The following is an 8,164-nucleotide window of genomic DNA, read 5'->3' as shown; positions in this document are numbered from 1 at the left end:
GGGGAGCCGACGCGGCTCGCTGGTGGCGGCGTTGGCGAGCGCGTTGGTCAGCCCGTCCGACGCCGGGCCACCGTCCACGCCCGGCTGCTGGACACGGCGCCCGACGGCGGCGCGTGGCTCATCGCCGGGCGGACGACTGATCGGCGGGGACCGCCGCCAGGCACGGGATCTTCCACGCGAACCCGACGGACATCGGCGTGCTCCGGACGAGTCTGGCCCCGGGCATCAGTGGTCGGAGAGGGTGCGTGCCGCGAAGCAATCCCGGCACGCATCACCGCCTCGATCGGTCCGAGACCCCGTCCACCTCCGGTGCTCGACACCGGTCTCGGGAGGCGGCCTGGCCAGATCCGGCCAGGCCGCCTCCCCCCGTCCACGCCGCGGCGCGGGTTCTGCGATCGTAGGATCGCCCTCTTCACCCTCTGCCCTTCGAGGAGACCAGCGTGGAACTCCGCCTGACCGACGCCGTGCGCACATTGCGCGAGGAGCTGACCGATGCGGTCGAGGAGGCCGAAGCCCAAAGCCCCGACCTCACCTTCACGGTCGGGCCCATCCAGATGGACTTCGAGGTCCAGTTCCGCGTCGACGGCAAGGCCAAGGGCAAACTCTCCGCGTGGATCGCCTCCGGCGAGATCGAAACCGGGGCGAGCCGGGCCCGCACCCACCGGGTGTCCTTCACCCTCACCCCCCGCCCCAAGGACACCCGAGACGGGGATGTGTCCATCACCAGTACCCAGAACGACACCGGCACCACACCGCCTCCCGCCTACACCCGCTGACGCACCCACTCCCGACCCCTCGTCCCCGTGACCGGAGAGCGTGTTGGACACCGCCCAACGCATCACCCGCATCACCACCCCCGACGGCAGCGGGTCAGGGTACGTGATCGCCCCACGCCTGGTGCTGACCAGCGCCCACACCGTTCCCGCGCCCGGTGGGCAGGTTCGGGTGCACACCGCCACCGACCACCAGCCTTACAGCGGAGAAGTGGTCTGGCGCGGCACCCCTCACGGGCACGACGACGCGGCGCTGGTCAAGGTCACCGACCCTGGCTGGGTCGAGCGCGCGGTGAACACCCGCTGGGGGCGGCTGGTCACCACCACCCCCCACACCCCGGGCGAGGTGTGGGGGTTTCCCGACCTGGTCCAACGGCCCGGGCGGGCCGCGGAGACCGCGCAAACGGTGGGCACGGTGGCCCCGGGCAACCACTTCGTCAACCACCGGCACGTGATGGACCTGAGCGCCCACCCGCCCCGCTGGTACCCCCACGAAATCCGACAGCAGGAACAGGCCGGGCAGCGACGTTCACTGTGGGCGGGTCTGTCCGGGGCCGCCATGCGCTGCGCCGAGGGCCAACTCCTGGTGGGGGTGGTGGCCGCCGACCTCGAACACCGTGACCACGCCGCCCTGGAGATCGTTCCCGCCTACGTCCTGCACCACGACCCCGCGTTCCGGGCGGTGCTGGCCGAGCACGGCGTGCCCCTGGTGTTGGAGCCGGTCGAGCTCGCCCACCTGGCCCACAATCCGGGCACACACCGCCGACTCTCCCCCGCTTCGCTGTTGGAGGCCCACCGTCAGGTGGTGGACTTCCACGGCCGCGACGAAACCATGGGGACCCTGCTGGACTGGTGCGACAGCGAAGAACCCCTCGCGGCGATGGTGGTGCACGGACCCGGCGGGCAGGGCAAGACCCGCCTGGCCCACGAACTCACCGCACGCCTGTCCCACCCCTACGCCCAAGGACGTCGATGGGCCACCCTGTGGCTCACCGGCAGTGCCGCCCCCGACGCACTCGACCCTGTCCAGGACACCACGGCCCCGTTGCTGGTGGTGGTGGACTACGCCGAGACTCGCACCACACAACTGATCCGCCTGCTCCAACTGTGCGACCGGCCCCCAGGCCATGCCCCCGTCCGGCTGCTGTTGTTGGTACGCGCCCTGGGCGAGTGGTGGGAGCAGGTCAACACCGCGACCAGCTACCTCCTGGCCGATATCGGCCAACAACTCCCCCTGCCACCACTGGTGCCCCGCGACCTCGAGCGCGCCCAGGAGTACCGCACCGCCCTTGGCCACCTCGTCGCCGCCCTGCCCTCGGCCCGCACACCGCAGCCGGCCGACTGGGCCCAGGTCGTGGCCGGCCTGGCCGATCCGGACCTGTCCGGCGCGGAGTGGGAGACCGTACTGAGTGTGCACATGCGCGCCCTGGCCGACCTACTGGACGCCACCCAACCCGCGCACCTCATCACCACCGACGGTGCGGTGGAGGGGCGGGTGCTGGCCCACGAGTACCGGTACTGGGACCAGACCGCCACCGCCTACGGCCTGGACGACGCCGACCTCGCGCAACCGCTGCGGGACGTGCTGGCCCTGGTCTTCCTCCTCACCCCCACCAGCATCGAGGAAGCCGACCGCCTCCTGAGGGACGCGGCGGTGTTGGAGGGGCAGACCACCGCCCGCAAACGCCAGATCCGTGAGTGGATCAGCACCCTCTACCCCACGGACGGGGCCGGGAGCGGTGTATGGGGGTGCTTGCAGCCCGACCGGATCCTGGAGTACTTCCTCGGCCTACGGCTCCAAGGCAACCCCTTTCTCCTCGACCGCCATCTGGACGGCATCACCGCCGCGGATGCCGAACGGTTGATGGTCCTGTACGCCCGCGCGGCCGCGCACCCAGCCCTGACCGGAGTGGGAGAACATCTGACCCGGTTGTGCGTACGCCGCATAGACCTGCTGGGCTCGGCGGTCGTCGAGGTGGCCACCCAGACCGAGAGCCCCGACCCGCTCATTCGAGCGTTGGAGGACGCGACAGACGCCCCCGGCACCTCTCTGGAGGTCCTCGACAAGCTTTCCGATGCTCTTCCCCGGTTCAGTCAGCGGCTGGCGGTGTGGGCCGCGCGGCTGACCGCCCGCATGGTCGAGGGCTATCGCGAACGAGCCGAGCGAGACTCCGATGCCTACCTGTCCAGCCTCGCATCAGCCCTGAACAACCAATCCCTCTGCCTAGCCGACCTGGGACGAGCCCAAGAAGCACTGGAGACCATCACCGAAGCCGTCCGCATCCGCCGCACCCTGGCCGAACAGGACCCCGACACCTACCTGCCCAACCTCGCATCATCCCTGAACAACCGATCCAACCGCCTGGCGAACTCGGGCCGGACCGAGGAAGCCCTGGACGCGATCACCGAAGCCGCCAAGCACTACCGGGCTCTGGCCGAACAGGACCCCGACACCCACCTACCCAACCTCGCATCATCCCTGAACAACCGATCCAACCGCCTGGCGAACTCGGGCCGGACCGAGGAAGCCCTGGACGCGATCACCGAAGCCGCCAAGCACTACCGGGCTCTGGCCGAACAGGACCCCGACACCCACCTTCCCGACCTCGCCATGTCCCTGCACAACCAAGCCTTCCACCTGGCCGGCGCGAGGCGTGCCGAAGAAGCGCTGGACGCGATCACCGAAGCCGTCCGCATCCGCCGCACCCTGGCCGAGCAACGCACAGACGCCCACCTCCCCGGCCTCGTCTCTTCCCTGCACAGCCGAGCCGCCCAATTGGCCAACATGGGGCGAATCGAAGAAGCGCTGAAGGCGATCACCGAGGCCCTCGACATGAGGACAGCTCTCACGGAGAAACGTCCTGCCGTGCCCCAGGAAGACCTGGAGCGTTCTCGCCAGTTACTCGAAGCCCTCAGGAACCCCGATTTCGGGCAGGAATAGTACGACATCGGCCACTGCTCAGGGCAGGGCAGACCACCCAAGCAGGGCGGCGGTCGCGGCCAGGTCCCGGCCCGGATCCAGCAGCTTCGACAAGGAAGCGACCAGGCGTTTGACGGCATCACGGTCGAACCGGTCGGCGCGGCCCGAAGATGAACGGCGCTTCGGTCACCGCCCATTCTTTGGCCGGGTCCCCCTCCTTGTGGGCCGGGTGCAGGTAGCGAACGGCGCCGGGCCCGTTCTCCCGCTTGGCGGTCTTCACGTACATGGCTCTAGGCGATATGGGTTGCGGCCTGGCCGGTGCAGGTGATTCCAGAAAAACGCATCTCCAGGGGTTTTCGGCTTGTGACGCCGGCCTCATCGCGCTGACCCGCCACTGATCTTTGATCAGACGGTTGACGGAAACGGGTCAGGGTCCAACCCCACGGAACGGATGAATCCCGCGGCGATGCGGGGCGTTTTCGAACCGACGCCGCCTCCGCAGCGGCTCCGGGCGCCTCGGACTTCTCCGCCGCTCGAACCCAGCTGCGCAGCGTCTCGTGGTTCACGCCCAGTTCGGCGGCGATGTGCGAGATCGGCCGATGGCTGGAGCGCACCGGTTCGACCGCGTTGCGCCGGAACTCCTTCGGGTACTTGTAGGCCCCCGCCAGGACGTACTCCTCTCCTGGACTCTTGTCGCACAAGGAACAGGATGGCCAGATTCGGCCATAGGGGCCCTCGGAAGGCTTTCCGCTCCGGACATGGAACCAAAAGATACTTCGAGCACCTGCGTTGTGACGCCCCGTGACCATCACCGCCCCCTGCGCGCAGGCCAGATCAGAGTCCGCCAGGCCTCCCTCCTGGCGGCACACATGTCCATCGAGTCGATCGCGCGCCACGGCCGGTCCAGTTCCCGCAACATTCACGTTCTCCACCCGCGGAAGCGGATCCCACCGCCGATCCGACACCTGGCTCATCTCCATCAGCGCACAACCGAAGCGCCGGGAACCGCGTGAGGTGAGCCCGCACCGCATCGGCCCCTGGACACTCCGGCCGAGGCCAGAGGGTGTGGATACCGCGCGAGTCTCGATCTCATATAGGAGTAAACTCCACAAGAGACCCATTCGTCCTTTTCATGAACACCTGACACCCACGCTCCTCCGACGTGGCTCACCACCCACCCCACAGCCACCCCACCTCAACCGAAGGATCTCTCCCCATGGCCCTGGCAGCACGTGTGAAGCGAGCCGGTGAACGACTCCTGCCTCCCGCTGCCAAGGCACGCCTGGAGGAGGAGCGCCGCCAGGCAGCCGAACAAGCCGCCGAGGAACGCCGCCAGGCCGCCGAGCGGAAGCGACTGGCCAAGATCGCCCAGCGACGCCAGAACCTGCTCGACGGCGATCCGACGGTGCGCACCTTCACCGCCGACGGCACCGAGCTCCTGGGGCGGGTCGTGGACGACTTCACCGCCGCCGACGCCTCCGCGCACAACCTGCGCCTGGTCACCGACGCCCTGGAGAAGGCCGGAATCGACCACTTCCTCGTCCGCGGCCGCTCCCCGCTGCGGCACGTGGTCGGCGTCCACCGCTCAGAGCGCAAACGCGTCCTGGAGACCATGCGCGAGCTGCACGCCTCCAGCGCCCTCTATGCCGTCAAGCCCGGCCCCCAGGGCAGCACCGCGGCCGCCTCCGCCTACGTCGACGGGGCCCTCGACGAGCAGATCAAATCCTCCCTGACCATCCGCTTCGCCGAACCCCTCCTGTCCCCCGCCGGACGCGTCCTGGCCGGGTTCGAGTACGGGTGCGACGTGGAGTTCTGGCGCGACGGCGCCACCCTCCTCCAACGCGACAACGCCCACGAGATCCTGGCCAAACTGCGCTCCCAGACACCCCACGACGTCCTGGCCGACTCCCTGGTGGCCCCGCGCCGCAACAGGGTCGCCGACGTCCTGCCCCGCGCCGAGCAAAAACCCGCCACGCTGACCGTGGCCGGACGCCAGCACCCCACCTTCGAGCCCTTCACCTGGACCCTGGTGGACCAGGTCGACTTCCCCGTGGACGTGGTCTACACCTGGGTCGACGGCGAGGACCCCGAACACGCCGCCAAGCGCGCCCGCCACCGGAAGGGCGGTACGGCCACTCTGGCCGCCAACGCCTCCCGGTGCACCAGCCACGACGAGCTGCGCTACTCGCTGCGCTCACTGCGGATGTACGCGCCGTTCGTGCGCCACGTCTACCTGGTCACCGACAACCAGGTCCCCGCATGGCTGGACACCGACGCGCCCGGTATCACCGTGGTGGACCACCGCGACATCTTCGCCGACCACGACGCGCTGCCCACCTTCAACTCCCACGCCATCGGCACCCGGCTGCACCACATCGAGGGGCTCTCAGAGCACTACCTGTACTTCAACGACGACGTGTTCCTGGCCCGCCCCGTGCGGGCGGAGGACTTCTTCCACGCCAACGGCATCGCCCAACTGCCCTTCTCCCCCTTCCAGTTCGGCGTGGGCCAACCGGTCGAGGGGGAGGTCGCACCGAACTCGGCGGGCAAGAACGTGCGCGCCCTGTTCGCCGAGCAGTTCGGACGCCAGATCACCCACAAGTTCAAGCACACCCCGCACCCGCAGATCCGCCGGGTGATGCTGGACCTGGAGGAGCGGTATCCCGAGGAGGTGGCGCGCACCACCCGCTCACGGTTCCGCTCCCTGTCGGACGTGGGGTTCGCCGCGACGATGCACCACCACTACGCGCTGCTCACCGGCCGGGCGGTACCAGGCGAGTTCCGGATGCGCTACGTCGACATCGGCGCCCCCGACGCCAGGGAGCGCCTGGACCGGTTGGAGGCCTCCGAGGAGGTCGACTTCTTCTGCCTCAACGACTTCGACACGCCCCCCGAGGCCCAGGAATCCGTGAACCGGATGGTGGGCGACTTCCTCCAGGCCCGCTTCCCCTTCCCCTCCCCCTACGAGAGGACGACAGGGTAGGCACGCGGGCATGGGCGGCGACCAACGAGACCGCCCGCACGACGGGTGTGCCGGGAGGCGATCCCGGCACACGCCAGAGCTGACTCGTGCCAATTTTAGTCACCCCGATCCTTGAGGCTGTCGAGAATCTCGCGGGCGGTCTCTGGGATGTCGGGTTCGGCGGTGAGCCGGTGGCCGCCGATCTCGATGACCGCGGACCGCAGCGGACGCAGCGTCTGCACGATCTTTCGGATCGACACCCCGGTGGCGGCCTGCAGGTGTCGGGAGACCGCCAAAGCGGTGAACACGATGGTCAGGTGCGCCTCGATCGACTCCCGCACATGGTGGAACACCGGACGTGCGGCCAGGTCGGACTTGGCCATCCGGAAGGACCGCTCCACCTGGTACAGGTCGTGGTAGGCGTCGATCACCGCCTGGCCGCCCATCGCTTCGGGGTCGATGTTGGTGACGTAGCCCTTCAGCCCGGCCAGGTCCCGGGCCCGCTGGACCAGGCCCCAGTCCACGCCCTTGTCCGCACCGTCCAGGCGCACGAACCGGTCCTTCTTCAACGGCCTGCTCCCGTCGGTGACCTTCTCGGCCCGAGCGATCTGGGCGTTGATCGCCTGCTGGTCGCGCTGGTGGCGCTTGAACAGGTACTGGTAGACCACCCGACGGGTGCGCGCGTGCCGACCGGCGCCCATCACCCGCTGCGATTCGAGGATCTGCCGGTCTTCGAGGTAGGTGCCCTGGGTTTCGAAGTGTTCGGCCAGGTCGTAGGGCGCCTTGGTGATCCGCGAGCCCACGATGAAGCGCAGCCCTGCCTCTCCCAGCGCGTTGAGGTTGGCGGCCGAGAGCATGCCGGCGTCGGCGACCACCACGACGTCCTCAGCCTCGGGCAGGCCTTCGACCAGTTCGGTGATCACGGGCAGGAGGGTCTTGGTCTCGGCCTTGTTGCCCTCGAAGCAGTGCACCGCCAGCGGGAATCCGGTGGCGTCCACCAGCAGGCCGACGAGGATCTGCGGGTCCACGCGGCGTTCCTTGCTCATCCCGACCTTGCACAGGCCGTCCTCCTTCTCGGCCTCGAAGTACAAGGTGGTGCAGTCGTACATGACCAGGGCCAGGCCGGTGGTGGAGCGGGCGTGGGCGATGCACGCGTCGGCCACGGACGTGCGGTAGTCGCGCTGTTGGCAGCGGGTCAGGCAGCGGAAGACGGTCCGCAGCGAGGGCGCGGGCACCCCGAGTTCGTCCAGGACCCGGAGCGTGTCGGTCTTGGAGGTGGGTTCGACGATCCGGGCGAGCACGAGCTTGGCGAAGGTGGCGTCGCGCACGGTGTTGAACCCGATGCGCTGCTAGACGTCGGCCAGGACGTTCCACAGCAGCTCGGAGCGGGTGCCCACGACCCGCGCACCACCTGTGCTGGAACGGCTGCGGGGCGCGGTCTCGGACTCTGGTGAGGGGGCCGGAGTCACGTCCAGGTCCAGGGCCTGTTGGCCGGGATGGAGGCGCTGG

General features: G+C 69.0%; 4 protein-coding genes and 2 pseudogenes. 3 read left to right on the top strand and 3 right to left on the bottom strand.

Annotated features, from left to right (window positions below; translation table 11 throughout):
• Window positions 1-440: 440 nt before the first annotated feature.
• Together D471_RS0131410 and D471_RS37285 are read left to right on the top strand one after the other, a co-directional pair.
• On the top strand, window positions 441-776 hold the full coding sequence (locus D471_RS0131410; RefSeq protein WP_017602281.1) for a trypco2 family protein: 336 nt from the start codon (window positions 441-443) through the stop codon (window positions 774-776).
• Window positions 777-816: 40 nt separating this feature from the next.
• Window positions 817-3,714, top strand: a complete 2,898-nt coding sequence (locus D471_RS37285) for a tetratricopeptide repeat protein (protein WP_152486527.1) — start codon at window positions 817-819, stop codon at window positions 3,712-3,714.
• A gap of 45 nt (window positions 3,715-3,759) precedes the next feature.
• On the opposite strand, the pseudogene D471_RS40610 reads toward D471_RS37285, so the two are convergent.
• Together D471_RS40610 and D471_RS40605 are read right to left on the bottom strand one after the other, a co-directional pair.
• Window positions 3,760-3,979, bottom strand: a pseudogene (locus D471_RS40610) (IS1634 family transposase); the annotation flags it as partial.
• A gap of 4 nt (window positions 3,980-3,983) precedes the next feature.
• Window positions 3,984-4,394 carry a transposase gene (locus D471_RS40605; RefSeq protein ID WP_161630138.1) on the bottom strand — a complete coding sequence of 137 codons (411 nt, stop codon included), beginning with the start codon at window positions 4,392-4,394 and terminating at the stop codon, window positions 3,984-3,986.
• A 515-nt stretch (window positions 4,395-4,909) separates the two neighbouring features.
• Between D471_RS40605 and D471_RS0131395 the strand changes: the two genes are divergently transcribed.
• Entirely contained in the window at window positions 4,910-6,676 is a 1,767-nt protein-coding gene (locus tag D471_RS0131395) for a stealth family protein (protein ID WP_017602278.1), read from the top strand.
• A 95-nt stretch (window positions 6,677-6,771) separates the two neighbouring features.
• On the opposite strand, the pseudogene D471_RS37280 reads toward D471_RS0131395, so the two are convergent.
• A pseudogene (locus tag D471_RS37280) lies at window positions 6,772-8,164 on the bottom strand (IS1634 family transposase); the annotation flags it as partial.

Origin of the sequence: Nocardiopsis lucentensis DSM 44048 (genome assembly GCF_000341125.1) — a bacterium.
Classification (GTDB): Bacteria; Actinomycetota; Actinomycetes; order Streptosporangiales; family Streptosporangiaceae; genus Nocardiopsis; species Nocardiopsis lucentensis.
This window is presented reverse-complemented; position numbering and strand designations above follow the sequence as displayed.

What these genes read in the sequence shown, in the direction of transcription:
- D471_RS0131395 (WP_017602278.1), top strand. Translation starts at nt 4,910, where the DNA reads ATGGCCCTGGCAGCACGTGTGAAGCGAGCCGGTGAACGACTCCTGCCT.